At 59.2% G+C, this 14,777-nt stretch carries 15 protein-coding genes and 1 tRNA gene; 1 reads left to right on the top strand and 15 read right to left on the bottom strand.

Annotated elements, in window-relative coordinates; all coding sequences use genetic code 11:
* Positions 1-2 precede the first annotated feature (2 nt).
* The 12 genes from EDC23_RS04195 to rlmE form a co-directional block, all read right to left on the bottom strand.
* A complete protein-coding gene (locus EDC23_RS04195) occupies positions 3-533 on the bottom strand; it encodes an NADH-quinone oxidoreductase subunit NuoE family protein (RefSeq protein ID WP_166668794.1) in 531 nt (176 codons plus the stop codon).
* Entirely contained in the window at positions 512-1,765 is a 1,254-nt protein-coding gene (locus tag EDC23_RS04190; RefSeq protein WP_134081507.1) for an NADH-quinone oxidoreductase subunit D, read from the bottom strand. Before EDC23_RS04190 ends, EDC23_RS04195 begins: the two co-directional genes overlap by 22 nt.
* A gap of 3 nt (positions 1,766-1,768) precedes the next feature.
* Positions 1,769-2,389: an NADH-quinone oxidoreductase subunit C gene (locus EDC23_RS04185; protein ID WP_134081505.1), complete on the bottom strand. Its 621-nt coding sequence runs from the start codon at positions 2,387-2,389 to the stop codon at positions 1,769-1,771.
* Between the two features lie 10 nt (positions 2,390-2,399).
* Positions 2,400-2,876 (bottom strand): NuoB/complex I 20 kDa subunit family protein, encoded by a 477-nt coding sequence (locus tag EDC23_RS04180; protein ID WP_134081503.1) that lies wholly within the window; start codon positions 2,874-2,876, stop codon positions 2,400-2,402.
* A complete protein-coding gene (locus EDC23_RS04175) occupies positions 2,867-3,223 on the bottom strand; it encodes an NADH-quinone oxidoreductase subunit A (protein WP_134081501.1) in 357 nt (118 codons plus the stop codon). Before EDC23_RS04175 ends, EDC23_RS04180 begins: the two co-directional genes overlap by 10 nt.
* A gap of 390 nt (positions 3,224-3,613) precedes the next feature.
* A tRNA-Leu gene (locus tag EDC23_RS04170) sits at positions 3,614-3,698 on the bottom strand.
* A gap of 14 nt (positions 3,699-3,712) precedes the next feature.
* On the bottom strand, positions 3,713-4,081 hold the full coding sequence (secG, locus tag EDC23_RS04165) for a preprotein translocase subunit SecG (protein WP_134081498.1): 369 nt from the start codon (positions 4,079-4,081) through the stop codon (positions 3,713-3,715).
* A gap of 24 nt (positions 4,082-4,105) precedes the next feature.
* Positions 4,106-4,858 carry a triose-phosphate isomerase gene (gene tpiA / locus EDC23_RS04160; protein ID WP_134081496.1) on the bottom strand — a complete coding sequence of 251 codons (753 nt, stop codon included), beginning with the start codon at positions 4,856-4,858 and terminating at the stop codon, positions 4,106-4,108.
* A gap of 157 nt (positions 4,859-5,015) precedes the next feature.
* Positions 5,016-6,356, bottom strand: coding sequence for a phosphoglucosamine mutase (glmM, locus tag EDC23_RS04155; RefSeq protein ID WP_134081494.1), 1,341 nt, complete (start codon positions 6,354-6,356; stop codon positions 5,016-5,018).
* Between the two features lie 79 nt (positions 6,357-6,435).
* A complete protein-coding gene (folP, locus tag EDC23_RS04150) occupies positions 6,436-7,254 on the bottom strand; it encodes a dihydropteroate synthase (RefSeq protein ID WP_243830711.1) in 819 nt (272 codons plus the stop codon).
* A 162-nt stretch (positions 7,255-7,416) separates the two neighbouring features.
* Positions 7,417-9,345 carry an ATP-dependent zinc metalloprotease FtsH gene (gene ftsH / locus EDC23_RS04145; protein WP_134081492.1) on the bottom strand — a complete coding sequence of 643 codons (1,929 nt, stop codon included), beginning with the start codon at positions 9,343-9,345 and terminating at the stop codon, positions 7,417-7,419.
* Between the two features lie 55 nt (positions 9,346-9,400).
* Positions 9,401-10,021: a 23S rRNA (uridine(2552)-2'-O)-methyltransferase RlmE gene (gene rlmE / locus EDC23_RS04140; RefSeq protein WP_134081490.1), complete on the bottom strand. Its 621-nt coding sequence runs from the start codon at positions 10,019-10,021 to the stop codon at positions 9,401-9,403.
* Between the two features lie 94 nt (positions 10,022-10,115).
* Here rlmE and yhbY point away from each other — a divergent pair, with 94 nt between their 5' ends.
* The gene (gene yhbY, locus EDC23_RS04135; RefSeq protein WP_134081488.1) at positions 10,116-10,409 is read left to right on the top strand and encodes a ribosome assembly RNA-binding protein YhbY; all 294 of its coding nucleotides are present in this window, start codon (positions 10,116-10,118) and stop codon (positions 10,407-10,409) included.
* Here yhbY and EDC23_RS04130 read toward each other — a convergent pair.
* The 3 genes from EDC23_RS04130 to carB form a co-directional block, all read right to left on the bottom strand.
* Positions 10,394-10,852, bottom strand: coding sequence for a DUF4149 domain-containing protein (locus EDC23_RS04130; RefSeq protein WP_208321275.1), 459 nt, complete (start codon positions 10,850-10,852; stop codon positions 10,394-10,396). The two genes, yhbY and EDC23_RS04130, sit on opposite strands and share 16 nt — an antisense overlap.
* 203 nt (positions 10,853-11,055) lie before the next feature.
* On the bottom strand, positions 11,056-11,538 hold the full coding sequence (gene greA, locus EDC23_RS04125; protein ID WP_134081486.1) for a transcription elongation factor GreA: 483 nt from the start codon (positions 11,536-11,538) through the stop codon (positions 11,056-11,058).
* Positions 11,535-14,756: a carbamoyl-phosphate synthase large subunit gene (carB, locus tag EDC23_RS04120; RefSeq protein ID WP_134081484.1), complete on the bottom strand. Its 3,222-nt coding sequence runs from the start codon at positions 14,754-14,756 to the stop codon at positions 11,535-11,537. The genes greA and carB overlap by 4 nt, the downstream gene beginning before the upstream one ends.
* Between the last annotated feature and the right edge of the window lie 21 nt (positions 14,757-14,777).

The raw sequence follows: 14,777 nt of genomic DNA, 5'->3' as shown, positions 1-14,777 counted from the left end.
TTTCAATCGAGGCCGTCGAGAATTTCATCAATGCGTTGCGGCGTCAGTTTGCCGTGGTAGCTGTCTCCGAGCTGGAACATCGGTGCATCGACACAGGCACCGAGGCACTCCACTTCCTTGACGGTGAAACGCCCGTCATCGGAGGTTTCACCCGGACCGATACCCAGTCGTTGCTGCAGATGTTTGAGCACATCGTCCGAGCCGCACAATTTGCAGGAGATATTGGTACAAACACAGATTTTATGCCGTCCGACCTGCTCCAGTTCATACATGGAGTAGAAGGTTGCCACTTCATAAACGGCAATGGGCGGCATCTTCAGATATTCGGCGGTCGCCTCGATCAGGTCTTCGCTCAGGTAACCACCGTTTTGATCCTGCAAAATGCGCAGTGCCGCCATTACCGCCGATTGCTTCTGATCCGGCGGGTACTTGGCGATCCACTGATCGATCTCGGCACGTGATTCGTCATTAATCAGGGGCAGCTTGCTCGCGGACTTTTTATGTTGCGCCATCATCGATCGATCTCTCCGAATACAATATCCATGGTGCCGATAATCGCCACCACATCCGCCAGCATATGCCCCTCGCTCATTTCATCCATGGCGGCCAGATGGGAAAAGCCGGGGGCACGGACTTTCAGTCGATAGGGTTTGTTAGCACCATCGGAGACCAGATAAATACCAAACTCGCCCTTGGGATGCTCAATGGCGGTATAAACCTCGCCGGCCGGCAGCGTGTAGCCCTCGGTAAACAGTTTGAAATGATGGATCAACGCTTCCATGTCATCCTTCATTTCCTCCCGCCTGGGCGGAGCGAACTTGTGATCGTCGAGTATCACCGGGCCGGGATTGTTGCGCAGCCACTCAATGCATTGCTTGATGATCCGGGTCGACTGGCGCATCTCCTCGATCCGCACCAGATAACGATCATAGCAATCGCCATTGACGCCGACCGGAATATCGAAATCCATCCTGTCATAAACTTCATAAGGCTGCTTCTTGCGCAGATCCCATTCAATCCCGGAACCCCGCAACATCGGGCCGGTAAAGCCCAGCTGCAGGGCGCGCTCGGGCGACACCACACCAATACCGACGGTACGCTGCTTCCAGATGCGGTTGTCGGTCAACAGCGTTTCGTATTCGTCAATGTTGGTGGGAAAACGCTGGACAAACTCCTCGATAAAATCCAGTAACGAGCCGCTACGTGCTTCATTGATACGCCTGGTCTCGGCTTCGTCCTTGTACTTGCTGCTCTGGTACTGCGCCATCTTGCCGGGCAAGTCACGATACACACCGCCGGGACGGTAATAGGCGGCATGCATACGCGCGCCTGAGACCGCTTCGTACATATCCATCAAATCTTCGCGTTCGCGGAAGCAATACAGGAACATGGTCATGGCGCCGACGTCGAGCGCATGGGTACCCAGCCACATCAGATGGTTCAGGATCCGGGTCAGCTCGTCAAACATGACCCGGATATACTGCGCACGCAGCGGCGGTGTAATATCCAGCAGTTTTTCCAGCGCCAGCACATAACCGTGTTCATTACACATCATGGAGACATAGTCGAGCCGATCCATGTAGGGAATGGTCTGGTTATAGGGCTTGCTTTCCGCCAGCTTTTCGGTCGCACGATGCAGCAGACCGACATGCGGATCGGCGCGTTGAATTACCTCGCCATCCATCTCCAGTACCAGGCGCAATACCCCGTGCGCGGCCGGATGCTGGGGCCCGAAATTCAGCGTATAGTTTCGGATCTCGGGCATGGATTACTCCTCTTCTTCCTGCTGCAGCCGATCGGCATAGCGGTGATCGTCACGGATCACCCGTTGTTGGACAACCCGAGGCTCGATACTGACCGGCTGATAGACCACACGCTGTTTTTCCGGGTCGTAGCGCATTTCCACGTTCCCAATCAACGGGAAGTCCTTGCGGAACGGATGCCCGATAAAGCCGTAGTCGGTCAGAATACGGCGCAGATCGGGATGCCCTTCGTAAACAATACCGTACAGATCAAACGCCTCGCGCTCGAACCAGTTGGCCGCGGCCCAGATATCCACCACCGACGGGACCACCGGTGGTTCGTTATCCAGCATGACTTTCAAACGCAGGCGATGATTATGTTCAATCGATAACAGGTGGTAGACCGAGGCAAAACGCGCTCCCTGCCACTGACCTTCGCCGCCATACTCGCTGTAATCCACCCCGCAGACATCGAGCAACTCGGCAAATGCGAATTGCGGATCATCACGCAAGGTTACGGCCACATCCAACAGCTCATGCCGGTCGGCAACGATCGTCAGCTCGCCCCACTCCACATCACAGGACTGGATACGATTGCCAAATTTATTCCGGGCCTGTTCGGCCAGTTGTCTGTAGTATCTGGACATATATAAGGGATCAGCGCGCTATGGTGTTGGTTCTTTTTATTTTGTTTTGCAACTGCATGACGCCATACAGCAACGCTTCGGCCGTGGGCGGACAGCCCGGCACATAAATATCCACCGGAACAATGCGATCACAACCGCGCACCACCGAATAGGAATAGTGGTAATACCCGCCGCCGTTGGCGCAGGACCCCATGGAGATCACCCAGCGCGGCTCGGCCATCTGGTCATAGACCTTGCGCAGGGCCGGTGCCATCTTGTTCACCAGGGTGCCGGCGACGATCATCACATCCGATTGCCGCGGGCTGGGCCGGAAAATCAGACCCATGCGATCCATATCGTAACGGGACGCTGCGGCATGCATCATCTCCACGGCGCAGCAGGCCAGACCGAAGGTCATGGGCCACATCGAGCCGGTGCGCGCCCAGTTGATCAGCCGATCCGCCGTGGTCGTAACGTAACCTTCTTTGAGTAACCCTTCTATTCCCATTCCAGGGCTCCTTTTTTCCATTCATAGATGAAGCCGATAACCAGAATCCCCAGAAAAATCGCCATGGCCATGTAGCCGAAGAGACCGATCTCCTCCAGCACCACACCCCATGGGAAGAGAAATGCAATTTCCAGATCGAAAATAATAAACAGAATCGCCACGAGGTAATAACGCACATCAAACTTCATGCGCGAATCCTCGAATGCCTCGAAGCCGCATTCATAGGGGGAGAGTTTTTCACTGTCAGGACGGCTCGGCGCCAGGACAAAGCCCAGCACAATCATCACAACGCCGATGGTTAAACCGACAATCATGAAAAGGAGAACCGGCAGATAGTTCTCTAACATTGGATATGTTCCTCCGCCGAATCCCGCAGTGACTGCGGATGCATTTTAAGCCGTCTCACCGGACGACTTTGTTTATTATTTTTCTATCGAATTATTTGCCCGATCATCAATGATCCGAAGCCGAGCCAGTCTAGGCTAGCCACAAACTTTGTGTCAAGTTTGCATAAAGCACGAAAAACCTTGTACATCAAAAAGTTAGCTTATTTTTAGGGGTCTATAAAAATTATCAGTGGCTAGGTACTAGGGGCTAGGTCCTAGAAAAGCGCTGTGAACTCTTTCTCGCGGCATTGGTATGAATAAAAGGTTGTGCTTTTCCTAGCCCCTAGAACCTAGAGTCTCACAAACAAAAAGGCCTCCAGAGCGCTGCTCTGGAGGCCTTTTTGTTTGTGTTGGTGCCGAAGGCCGGACTCGAACCGGCACGGCTTACGCCACTACCCCCTCAAGATAGCGTGTCTACCAATTCCACCACTTCGGCAAGGATTTACGGGCTTAGTCCGATTTCGGTACATCCGCCGGGGCCCCGTTGTCTTGCTCCGGCTCATCTTCTTGCGGAGCAGCCGGCACGCGGCTTTCCTGTTCCTGCGACTGCTGCTCGCTCTGATCCACGATACTTTCACTTTTGCCGACATCGCCGGCCAGGGTGAACAGCGCCAGGGACAGGGCGAAAAACAGAAATGCCAGCACCCCCGTGGTGCGGGTCAGGAAGTTCGCCGCCCCGCGCGAGCCGAACACGGTACCGGAGGCACCGCTGCCAAAGGCGGCGCCGGCATCGGCGCCCTTGCCCTGTTGCAGCAGCACCAGCACGACCAGTGCCACGGCCACAATGACATGCAGTACCAGAATAATGTTATACAACATACCTTCAGAGTCTCCCGGATTTGCCTAACCGGCTGCCTTGCAGATGGTCAGAAAATCCTCCGCTTTAAGTGAGGCGCCGCCGATCAGGCCGCCGTCGATATCCGGCTTGGCCAGCAGTTCGGCCGCGTTGGCGGCGTTCATGCTGCCGCCGTATTGAATGCGCAGCCCGTCCGCGACGCCAGCATCGTGTTTGGCAACCTGCCCGCGAATGAAGGCATGGACCTCCTGGGCCTGTTCCGGGCTCGCGGTCTTGCCGGTCCCGATGGCCCAGACCGGCTCATAGGCGATCACGCCGTCGGCCAGCGCCGCCACCCCGGCGTGCTGGATTACCGCGTCGATCTGGCGGGCGACGACCTGCTCGGTGATGCCCTGCTCCCGTTCTTCGAGGGTCTCACCGATGCACAGGATTGGCCTCAGGCCCGCCTGACGGGCCACCTCGAATTTTCCGGCCACCAGCTGATCGTCTTCGCCGTAGAGGCTGCGACGCTCCGAGTGGCCGACAATGACGTACTTGCAACCGAAATCGAGCAGCATGGCCGCGGAAATCTCACCGGTAAACGCGCCCTTGGCCTCGGTGCTCAAATTCTGAGCGCCCCAGGCGACGGGGGTCCCCTCCAATTGCAGCTGGACATCGGCCAGATAGACAAACGGCACGCAGACGGCCACTTCCGCACTCTTAACGTCACCAATTCCCGCCTTGATCCCGTCCAGCAGGACCCGGTTATCGGTACGCGAACCGTTCATTTTCCAGTTGCCGGCGATCAGTGGCTGACGCATGCCCTCTCCTTTCTTCTCGTTCGGTTGACCATATAAAAGAGCGCGAAAGCTTACCGTTCAGGCCGCAATAAATCAATGAAAAACCGGGTTATTTGGCGGATGAAAAGGGGTTCGCGCCTCGTTCCGGGCGGTTCGCGGCGCTCAGCCCGGGGCGCACTCAGCCGGGGCCGAGTGCCTGTTCCACGACCCCCGCCAGCTCGCGGGCCACTCGCGTCACCTGGGCGGCATCCTGGCCCTCGACCATCACCCGCAGCAGCGGTTCGGTCCCCGAGGCGCGCAACAATACCCGGCCATGGGCAGCCAGTTCCGACTCGGCGGCGGCCACCGCCGCCTGCACCTCGGGGGTACCCAGCACGTCGACTTTGCGGGCCAGGCGCACGTTGATCAGCTGCTGGGGGTACTTGTGCATGCCGGCCACCAGATCGGTCAGGCTCCGCCCCGACTCCACCACCGCCGCCAGTACCTGCAGGGCGGCCACGATCCCGTCGCCGGTAGTGGTTTTGTCCAGGCAGATGAGGTGGCCGGAGCCCTCCCCGCCCAGTTGCCAGCCCTGCGCCTGCAGCTGCTCCATCACATAGCGGTCCCCGACCCGGGCCCGGGCAAACGGGATGCCGGCGGCCTGCAGGGCATGCTCCATGCCCAGGTTGGTCATCAGGGTCCCCACCACCCCGCCCTCCAGGCGTTGCATGCGCTGGCGGTGGGCGGTGATCACGTACAGCAGCTCGTCGCCGTCGATGATCGCGCCCTGGCTGTCGATCATCAGCACCCGATCCCCGTCGCCGTCGAAGGCGATACCGAGATCGGCGCCCTGCAACTGGACATTTTTCTGCAGCCAATCCAGGTGGGTGGAGCCGCAGCCGTCGTTGATATTCAGTCCGTCGGGATTGTTGCCGATCACCGTCAATTTGGCACCCAGTTCGGTGAACACCTTGGGGGCAATCTGGTAGGTGGCGCCGTTGGCGCAATCGAGCACAATGTGCAGGCCGTTGAGATCGAGCTGCTCGGGAAAGGTGCTTTTGCAAAACTCGATATAGCGCCCGGCGGCATCGTCGACCCGGGCCGCCCGACCGAGCTGGTCCGGCGCGCGGGTGACCAGTTCCTGGTCGATCATCGCCTCGATGGCCAGTTCCACCTCGTCGGGCAGCTTGCTTCCTTCGGCGGAGAAGAACTTGATGCCGTTATCCGGATAGGCGTTATGCGAGGCACTGATGACGATCCCGGCACGGGCATGCAGGGTGCGGGTCAGATGGGCGATGCCCGGCGTCGGCATCGGGCCCAGCAGACAGACATTCATGCCGGCGGCGGACAGCCCCGCTTCCAGGGCCGATTCGAACAGATAACCGGAGATGCGGGTATCCTTGCCAATCAGCACCTTGCCGCCGCCATTGCCCAGCACCCGGCCGGCCGCCCAGCCCAGTTTGAGGATGAATTCCGGCGTGATCGGAAACTCGCCGACCCGACCACGCACCCCGTCGGTACCAAAATATTTACGTGACATCGCACTCCATTCCTTTTGTCGCCGGAGTGATCGCCCGGCCCCTGTTTTCAGCGATTATAAAGCAACAACGTTGCCATACTCAGGCCTGTTGCACAGCGCGGCACATCGCCCGGGCATCGGCGGTCTCGCGCACATCGTGTACCCGCAGAACCGCCGCCCCCAGCCAGCCGGCCAGCGTTGCCAGGGCGAGACTGCCCGCGAGGCGCTCTTCCACCGGGCGCTCGTCCAGCAGTTTGCCGATCAGCGATTTGCGCGAGACGCCCACCAGCAGCGGATAACCGGTATCGACAAAACGCCCCAGATGGTGAAACAGCGTCAGGTTATGTGCCACGGTTTTACCGAACCCGAAACCGGGATCCAGAATCAGCTTGTCCTGCCCGATCCCCGCACGCTGGCAGGCGTCGATCCGCTGCAGCAAAAACGCCAGAACCTCCTCCACCACATCCTCATACTGCGGACGGCTCTGCATGGTCCGCGGCTGCCCCTGCATATGCATCAGGCAGACGGGCACCCCCAGTTCCGCCACGGTCTCCAGCGCGCCGGGGTCCTGCAGCGCCCGCACATCGTTGATCAGGCTGGCGCCGGCCGCCACCGCCGCGCGCATCACCGCCGGCTTGCTGGTGTCCACCGAGATCGGGATATCACTGTCGCGGCGGATCGCCTCGATCACCGGAATCACCCGCGCCAGCTCTGTCTCCTGCGAAACGGCCGGCGCGCCCGGGCGGGTCGATTCGCCGCCGATATCGATCATGTCGGCGCCTTCGCCGATCATCTGTCGCACCCGCTCGATTGCCGCCCGGGGCCGGTTGAAGCGGCCGCCGTCGGAGAAAGAATCGGGGGTCACATTGAGAATCCCCATGATCAGGGGCCACTGTTCGGGACTGAGATCTAACGACATGCTGATGGATTCACCCTGACCCGTCGCGACGGGTCATTTGTTTTGCTTATCTTCTGGCGTAGTTTACCAGCATTCACCGACCGGGATCGGCCACATGCAAACCATGGAACGAAAAACGCCCCGTGAGAACGGGGCGTTGATCGCGCTTGACGGCGGTATGCTTCAGTGTTCGCCGGCCGGACCACCGATCTGGCCCTCCCCTTTGTCGGTGCGGGAGGTTTTCTTGTCCTCGTCACCGGAGGGGCTGTGCGGCGGTTCATGATCATCATCCCAGTCGGCAGGCGGCGGTGGCTCATTGCCGGCCATAATGGCGTCGATCTGCCGCTTGTCGATGGTTTCATACTTGATCAGGGCCTGCGCCATCAGGTGCAGCTTGTCCATATTGTTGGTCAGTACCGTCTTGGCCCGCTGGTAGTTGTGATCGATGACGGAGCGGATCTCCTCATCGATAATATGCGCGGTCTCATCGGAGAGATTCTTGTGCTGGGTCACCGAATGACCGAGGAACACCTCCCCTTCATCCTCGCCATAGGTCATCGGCCCGAGGCGATCGGAGAGTCCCCACTTGGTCACCATGTTGCGGGCGATCTCGGTGGTACGCTGGATATCGTTGGAGGCGCCGGTGGTGACGTGCTCGTGGCCGAAGATCAGCTCCTCGGCCAGGCGTCCGCCGAACAGCGAGGCAATCTGGCTCTGCAGCCGCTCCTTGGTGTAACTGTAGCGATCCTCTTCGGGCAGGAACATGGTCACGCCCAGCGCCCGGCCACGGGGAATAATACTGACCTTGTAGACCGGATCATGCGACGGCACACTCAGCCCCACGATGGCGTGACCGGCCTCGTGATAGGCGGTGAGCTTTTTCTCTTCCTCGTTCATCACCATGGACTTGCGCTCGGCGCCCATCATGATCTTGTCCTTGGCTTTCTCGAACTCTTCCATGCTGACCAGGCGCTTGTTGCCGCGCGCGGCAAACAGGGCCGCCTCGTTAACCAGGTTGGCCAGATCGGCCCCGGAGAAGCCGGGTGTGCCGCGGGCAATCACCATGGGCTCGACATCATCGCCCACCGGTACCTTGCGCATGTGGACCTTGAGGATATGTTCGCGGCCACGCATGTCGGGCAGCGGCACCACCACCTGGCGATCGAAACGACCGGGACGCAGCAATGCCGGATCCAGCACGTCAGGACGGTTGGTGGCAGCGATGACGATCACGCCCTCGTTGCCTTCAAAACCGTCCATTTCCACCAGCAACTGGTTAAGCGTCTGTTCGCGCTCGTCATGCCCGCCGCCCAGACCGGCACCGCGATGACGGCCGACCGCATCGATTTCGTCGATGAAGATGATGCACGGCGCCTGCTTCTTGGCCTGCTCGAACATGTCACGTACACGCGAGGCACCGACGCCGACGAACATTTCCACAAAGTCGGAACCGGAGATGGTAAAGAACGGCACCTTGGCCTCGCCGGCGATCGCCTTGGCGAGCAGCGTCTTACCAGTCCCCGGCGGACCGACCATCAGGACACCGCGCGGGATCATCCCGCCCAGCTTCTGGAACTTGCCCGGATCGCGCAGGAATTCGACCAGCTCCTGCACTTCATCCTTGGCCTCGTCACAGCCGGCCACATCGTTGAAGCGGATATTGACCTGATCGTCACCCAGCATGCGGGCCTTGCTCTTGCCGAACGACATGGCCCCCCGGCCACCGCCGCCACCCTGCATCTGGCGCATGAAGAAGATCCACAGGCCGATGATCAGCAGGAACGGGAACCAGGAGATGAAGATCTGGGTCCAGATGGACTGCTCGGGCGGCTTGGCCTTGATTTGCACGTTGTGCTTCATCAAATCGCCAATCATCGCGCCATTGTCCGTTTCAGGACTGTAGGTTTTGAACTTCTCCCCACCCTGAGTACGGCCGGTAATGTCCCGTCCCTGAATGGTGACCTCCATCACCTGACCGCTTTTCACATCCTCCATGAATTGCGAATAGGGCTTTTCAGTCGCCGGGGTTGTCGTGCTCATATTCTGAAACACCGACATCAGGATAATCGCCACGATCACCCACAACAAAATATTCTTGGTCAAGTCGTTCAATGGTCTACCTCATGGCCTGCCATCACAGGCGTTTGCTGTCATGCAAAATACACTACTACACATTATAGCCCCTCGCCAGCAGATAAATCTCGGGAGATCGGGCCCGTGAAGCCTTCGGTTTTCGGACAATCAGTTTTGCGAAATGTTGCCGGATTTCGCGTTTAAATTCATCCAGGCCTTCGCCAGTGAACGCCTTGATCAGCATATCCCCGCCCGGCTTGAGGACTTTTTGCGCCAGCTCCAGACTCAATTCGGCCAGGTACATGGCCCGCGGCTGATCGACGGCTTTCATACCACTCATATTGGGGGCCATGTCGGACATTACAAGGTCCACCGGGCGCGCGTCGAGTGCCGCGAGCAGGCGCTCATAGACCGGCTCTTCGTGAAAATCCCCTTCAATAAATTCGGCCCCGGCGATCGGATCCATGGGCAGCAGATCCAGCGCAATCACCCGCCCCTTGTCGCCGACTTGTCGCGCGGCATATTCCGACCAGCCGCCGGGGGCCGCGCCCAGGTCCACCACCGTCATGCCGGGCTTGAGCAGTTTGTCCCGCTCGTCGATTTCGATCAGCTTGTAGATGGCACGACTGCGCCAGCCCTCCTGCTGCGCCTTTTTCACATAGGGATCGTCAAAATGCTCATTGAGCCATTTTTTACTGGTTTTGGAACGAGCCATGGGAATTCCAGTCGTCAGTTAGCAGTTGGCAGTCGTCAGTGGGGGTATGAATTGGTACAATTTACGGTCTTCACCATCTGGATTCTCAATTTTCATGTCCCTGACCAGCAACCAGAAAAAATTCCTGCGCCAGCGCGCCCATCACCTCAAGCCGGTCGTCATTGTCGGCCAGCACGGCCTGGGCGAGAACATCCTCGCCGAGGTCGACAATGCCCTGGCCCATCATGAGCTGATCAAGGTACGGGTCAATGCGGCCGATCGCGAAGAGCGTCAGCAACTCATTGAACAAATCAGCGCACAGAGCCAGGCCGAGCAGGTGCAACTGATCGGCCATGTCGCCGTTTTCTACCGGCCGGCCGAAGAGCCCAAAATTCAGCTGCCGCGCTGAGTATCCGGCTCCAGCCCGAAGATCACCAGTACCAGCCCCGCCAGACTGTTGAACAGAAACAGGCTCGAGGAGATGCCGTGCAGCATCCCGAAGCGTTGCTGCGCCGCGCTGCCTGCTTCCAGTCCCGCCGCCTTGAGCTCGGCCATCATCGGCTGCAAGACAAACTCGCCAATCACGATCACCAGCAACATCACCAGCAGCAAACCGCGGCGCCATTCGCGCCAGCCCTTCGGCGTCGGCTTGCGGGTCTGAATCAACAGCAACAACACCGCGCACACCAGGCCCACATAACTCATGGCGGTAAACAGCTTGCCCGCCAGCATCCCGGCCAGCGCCCGATCCTCCAGCACCGAGAACAACATCGGCGCCACCAGATAACCGGCAATCCACATCCCCCCGACCCACAGGGTCAGGGCAATGCGTTCAGGAATCGCGTAATTCATCGACATCATCCTGTAGAGAGTTCACTGGAAAATAACGCGGAGGACGCGGAGGCGCAAAGACGCAGAGGAAATAAAACCATTTTGAGTTTTAAATGTTGAGTGCTGAATTCAATACCAAACCTAATTCATAATTTAAAATTCAACGTTCAAAATTATTTCTCTCCGCGCCTCCGCGCCCTCTGCGTTTATTCCCAGTGCCCCGGCTAAATGTACTTGACCGACACGATTTCGTAGTCGCGGTCGCCGCCCGGTGCCTGGACGGTGACTTCGTCGCCTTCGATCTTGCCGATCAGGGCGCGGGCGATGGGGGAGGTGATGGAGATCAGGTTCTGTTTGATATCCGCTTCCTGCTCGCCGACGATCTGGTAGGTCACTTCCTTGTCGTTCTCGATATCGTACAACTCGACGGTGGCGCCGAACACGACCTTGCCGCCGGCGTTCTTGCCCACCGCCTGCACGTCGATGATTTCGGAGTTGGACAGGGCCGCCTCGATCTCCTTGATCCGGCCTTCGATGAAACTCTGCTGTTCACGCGCGGCATGGTACTCGGCGTTTTCCTTCAGATCGCCGTGCTCGCGCGCGGTAGCGATCGCCTCGATCACCTTCGGGCGCTGGACGCTTTTGAGATCCTTGAGCTCGGCGCGCAGTTTGTCGGCGCCGGCGGCGGTCATCGGTTGACGACTCATGCATTCATCTCCTGATGCAGATCCTGCAAACAATGTACCTTGATATTTTCCAGATGACGCAGCGCCTCGCAGGTTGCTCGCGCGCCGGCCACGGTCGTAGTGTAGCCCACCTTGTGGTTCAACGCCTGGCGGCGGATTTCGTAGGAGTCCGCAATCGCCTGCTTGCCTTCGGTGGTATTCACGATGAAATTGATTTCATCATTCTTGATCATATCGACGATATCGGGACGGCCCTCATTGACCTTGTTGACCCGTTGATTGGTCACACCGGCTTCACTCAACACGTCCGAGGTGCCGCGGGTGGCCACCAGGTTGAAACCGAGCTCGACCAGATCCCGGGCCACGTCAACCACCGCGCTCTTGTCCACATCGCGGACGCTGACAAAGGCAGTCCCGGCGGCCGGCAGGGCCACGCCGGCGCCCAGTTGGGCCCGCCCGAAGGCTTCCCCGAAACTGCGCCCCACACCCATCACCTCGCCGGTGGATTTCATCTCGGGACCCAGCAGGGGATCCACGCCCGGGAATTTGATAAACGGGAACACCGCTTCCTTGACCGAATAATAGGGCGGAATCCGCTCGGCCGTTATACCCTGCTCCGCCAGGGTCGTGCCAGCCATGCAGCGCGCGGCGATCTTGGCCAGCGGCAATCCCACCGTCTTGGAGACAAACGGGACCGTGCGCGAGGCGCGCGGATTGACCTCGATGACGAAGATCTTGTCACCCTGCACGGCGAGCTGGGCGTTCATCAGGCCGACCACCTTCAGCTCGATAGCCATGGCCTTGACCTGTTCGCGAATCCGATCCTGAACCGCCGCACTCAGACTGTAAGGCGGCAGGGAACAGGCCGAGTCACCGGAGTGAACGCCGGCCTGCTCAATATGCTGCATGATGCCCCCGATCACCACGGTCTCGCCATCACAGACCGCATCCACATCCACTTCGATGGCATCGTCCAGGAAACGGTCCAGCAATACCGGGGCATCGGGATAGACTTCGACCGCCGTGCGCATATAGCGATCCAGATCCTCGGGCTGGTAGACGATCTCCATCGCCCGGCCACCGAGCACATAGGAGGGCCGGACCACCAGCGGGTAACCGATCTCCTCGGCCAGTTTCATGGCCTCCTCTTCACTGCGCGCCGTGCGATTGGGCGGTTGTTGCAGGTTAAGCTTGTCGATCATCGCCTGGAAGCGTTCCCGGTCCTCGGCCAGATCGATGGAGTCAGGCGAGGTGCCGATGATCGGCGCGCCGGCCTCTTCCAGATCCCGAGCCAGCTTGAGCGGTGTCTGGCCGCCGTATTGCACGATGATGCCGGTGGGCTTTTCAATTTCGATCAACCCCAGCACATCTTCCAGGGTCAGCGGCTCAAAATAGAGCCGGTCCGACGTATCATAGTCGGTGGAGACGGTTTCGGGATTGCAGTTGACCATAATGGTCTCGTAACCGTCATCGCGCATGGCCAGCGCGGCATGCACGCAGCAGTAGTCGAATTCGATGCCCTGACCGATGCGGTTGGGCCCGCCGCCGAGCACCATGATCTTTTTGCGATCGGAGACATCGGCCTCGCACTCTTCCTCATAGGTGGAGTACATGTAGGCGGTATTGGTCGCAAACTCGGCGGCGCAGGTATCGACCCGTTTGTAGACCGGGCGCACATCCAGCTCGTAGCGATGCTGGCGCAGCACCTTCTCGCTGACCCCGACCAGTTTGGCCAGGCGGGTGTCGGCAAAGCCCTTGCGTTTGAGTTCGCGCATGCGTTCGGCGCTCAGTCCCTTCATGCCGCCCTCGCGAACCTGTGCTTCGAGCTGAATGAGCTCTTCGATCTGGACCAGGAACCAGGGATCGATCGCCGTCATCTCGTGCACGTCTTCGACGCTGAAACCGGCCCGGAAGGCATCGCCCACATACCATATACGCTCGGGTCCGGTATTCTTTAACTGGGCACGGATCTTCTCCAGCGCATCGTCGTCGTTGAGATCCACCATTTCATTAAAGCCGTCGGCGCCGGTCTCCAGACCGCGCAGGGCTTTTTGCAGCGACTCCTGCTGGGTACGACCGATGGCCATCACCTCGCCCACCGATTTCATCTGGGTGGTGAGACGGGCTTCGGCCTGAGGGAATTTCTCGAAGGTAAACCGCGGTATCTTGGTCACCACGTAGTCGATACTCGGCTCGAAGGAGGCCGGTGTGGCGCCGCCGGTAATCTCGTTCTGCAACTCGTCCAGGGTATAGCCGACCGCCAGCTTGGCGGCCACCTTGGCAATCGGAAAACCGGTGGCCTTGGAGGCCAGCGCCGAGGAGCGGGAGACCCGGGGGTTCATCTCAATGATGATCATGCGACCATCGTCGGGGTTGATGGCAAACTGTACATTGGAGCCGCCGGTATCCACCCCGATCTCGCGCAGCACCGCCAGCGAGGCGTCGCGCATGATCTGGTATTCCTTGTCGGTCAGGGTCTGGGCCGGGGCCACGGTGATCGAGTCACCGGTATGCACGCCCATCGGGTCGAGGTTCTCGATGGAGCAGATGATGATGCAGTTATCCTTGTGATCCCGCACCACCTCCATTTCGTATTCCTTCCAGCCCAGTGCCGACTCCTCGATCAACAGTTCGTTGGTCGGCGACAGCTCCAGACCGCGCTCGCAGATCTCGACAAACTCCTCCTTGTTGTAGGCGATGCCGCCACCGCTGCCGCCCATAGTAAAGGAGGGACGGATAATTGCCGGAAAACCGATCTTCTTCTGCACCTCGTTGGCTTCGTCCATGTTGTAGGCCACTTCCGAATGGGGCAACTCGAGTCCGATCTTGCGCATCGCCTTGCGGAAACGATCCCGATCCTCGGCCTTGTCGATGGCATCCATGGAGGCACCGATCAGTTCCACGCCGTACTCCTCCAGCACCCCTTCGCGATCCAGATCCAGGGCACAGTTCAGTGCGGTCTGGCCGCCCATGGTGGGTAACAGGGCATCGGGACGTTCGCTGGCGATGATGTTGCGCACGGTGGTCCACTCCACCGGTTCAATATAGGTACGGTCGGCCATCTCCGGATCGGTCATGATCGTGGCCGGATTGGAATTGACCAGAATGACGCGGTAACCCTCTTCCTTCAGCGCCTTGCACGCCTGCGCGCCGGAGTAGTCAAACTCACAGGCCTGACCGATAACAATCGGCCCGGCGCCGACGATGAGGATGCTTTTGATGTCGGTACGTTTTGGCATTTTTTTACTCTATATTCGGTC

Source organism: Thiohalophilus thiocyanatoxydans, from assembly GCF_004366735.1.
Lineage (GTDB): Bacteria > Pseudomonadota > Gammaproteobacteria > UBA6429 > Thiohalophilaceae > Thiohalophilus > Thiohalophilus thiocyanatoxydans.
The sequence above is the reverse complement of the archived record's forward strand: the minus strand, read 5'-3'. Positions and strand labels throughout refer to the sequence as shown.

Coding starts and splice junctions, on each gene's coding strand:
- EDC23_RS04190 (WP_134081507.1), bottom strand. CDS start 1,765: ATGCCCGAGATCCGAAACTATACGCTGAATTTCGGGCCCCAGCATCCG.
- EDC23_RS04185 (WP_134081505.1), bottom strand. CDS start 2,389: ATGTCCAGATACTACAGACAACTGGCCGAACAGGCCCGGAATAAATTT.
- EDC23_RS04180 (WP_134081503.1), bottom strand. CDS start 2,876: ATGGGAATAGAAGGGTTACTCAAAGAAGGTTACGTTACGACCACGGCG.
- EDC23_RS04175 (WP_134081501.1), bottom strand. CDS start 3,223: ATGTTAGAGAACTATCTGCCGGTTCTCCTTTTCATGATTGTCGGTTTA.
- secG (WP_134081498.1), bottom strand. CDS start 4,081: ATGTTGTATAACATTATTCTGGTACTGCATGTCATTGTGGCCGTGGCA.
- tpiA (WP_134081496.1), bottom strand. CDS start 4,858: ATGCGTCAGCCACTGATCGCCGGCAACTGGAAAATGAACGGTTCGCGT.
- glmM (WP_134081494.1), bottom strand. CDS start 6,356: ATGTCACGTAAATATTTTGGTACCGACGGGGTGCGTGGTCGGGTCGGC.
- folP (WP_243830711.1), bottom strand. CDS start 7,254: ATGTCGTTAGATCTCAGTCCCGAACAGTGGCCCCTGATCATGGGGATT.
- rlmE (WP_134081490.1), bottom strand. CDS start 10,021: ATGGCTCGTTCCAAAACCAGTAAAAAATGGCTCAATGAGCATTTTGAC.
- yhbY (WP_134081488.1), top strand. CDS start 10,116: ATGTCCCTGACCAGCAACCAGAAAAAATTCCTGCGCCAGCGCGCCCAT.
- EDC23_RS04130 (WP_208321275.1), bottom strand. CDS start 10,852: ATGAATTACGCGATTCCTGAACGCATTGCCCTGACCCTGTGGGTCGGG.
- greA (WP_134081486.1), bottom strand. CDS start 11,538: ATGAGTCGTCAACCGATGACCGCCGCCGGCGCCGACAAACTGCGCGCC.
- carB (WP_134081484.1), bottom strand. CDS start 14,756: ATGCCAAAACGTACCGACATCAAAAGCATCCTCATCGTCGGCGCCGGG.